The organism is Streptomyces sp. NPDC059989 (assembly GCF_042736975.1).
Taxonomy (GTDB): Bacteria; Actinomycetota; Actinomycetes; order Streptomycetales; family Streptomycetaceae; genus Streptomyces.
On record NZ_JBHWUO010000150.1, the window covers coordinates 1 to 1,147 of the forward strand.

Sequence of the window (1,147 nt, forward strand, 5' to 3'; positions counted from 1 at the left end):
TGTTTTTGACATTTTTATTTTCAGGTTTGAAGCTCCGCGAACCCCGCCGCCGTATTCCGGCAAGCTCCCGAACTTACTAACGGGATCAATCAGGAAACGGCCACCAGGAATATAAACGCCGTAATATCCATTCTTGGCCGCGTGCTGGATAGCATCGTTAAAGCCTTGTGTTGTTGCTTCCGCGTTCTCACAGTTCGGATTTATACCCCATTCGTCAAAGTTAATGAAATAATACATCGGTTGTAAGCTTTCAACAGCGCCCATATTAAGCACCCGCCTTTCTGCTTACGTTCGCATTAACAAAGTCGGAAAGGAGATCCGTAAACCGGTAGAACGTTTCATTTTTGGAGACTTCACGGCCATTTAGTGAAAACGTATCGAACATGGCCCGCCGCTGTCCGGTGCTTATTTCTAGCTGGATACTCATTCCGGTTCTATTCTTATTTGCGACATTCGCCGGATCTGTACCGGATAAGGCTGCACCCTCCGGCAATAACTCAGCTGAGAAGCCCGCAGCATTCAAGGTTTCCGTGAGTTTCCCTGCATTTTCCTGATCCGTCCCACCTACTAAAATATGCTTTTCATCTGAAGCATAGCCATGTAGCGACAACGTGAAATCATGCTGGCTTAATAGTTCAAGGGCTTGAGGCTCATCAAAATTCGTGCTAGTGATATGCAAAGATGTATTTCCTGATGCCTTCAATCCTTCAAATAGATACGTGGAATAAGATTTACTTAGCTCCCTGGCAAGCTCACTTGTTCCACCCTCAATCCCGCCGCCGTGAGGCGCAAAGATTAGGACAGACGTTCCAAGCTCTCGCGTGAATATGTTGTAATTCACGGGATCTTCATTAGCCTGCAATTCCTCAAAATTCCGGTACTGATCCGCTGCCATAGCACTGTTTAACCCGATTGTCACAAGGGATAGCACAAGTAGCATTGAAAAACAAAACCGCAGCATGTTATACTTACGGCACTCCGCTACTTTGCGGGGTACTAGGTAGAGAAGGTCAGGCCCGCCAAAGCTCGCCTTCTCTGCCCCCTTACCCTTTTTTGAGGCTCCCACTATTCTATTTTGATTGATAAACACCTTTTATCACTCTCCATTTTAAATTTATTGAATTTTCAAAATATAAAATGCGTTAGC

At 45.5% G+C, this 1,147-nt stretch carries 2 protein-coding genes; both read right to left on the reverse strand.

What is annotated here, in order from left to right:
- Positions 1-264: hypothetical protein (locus ACFWBN_RS40030; RefSeq protein WP_385186763.1), on the reverse strand; the 264-nt coding region annotated here is incomplete at its 3' end.
- Position 265: 1 nt separating this feature from the next.
- Positions 266-1,090, reverse strand: a complete 825-nt coding sequence (locus tag ACFWBN_RS40035; protein WP_041052969.1) for a poly-gamma-glutamate hydrolase family protein — start codon at positions 1,088-1,090, stop codon at positions 266-268.
- Between the last annotated feature and the right edge of the window lie 57 nt (positions 1,091-1,147).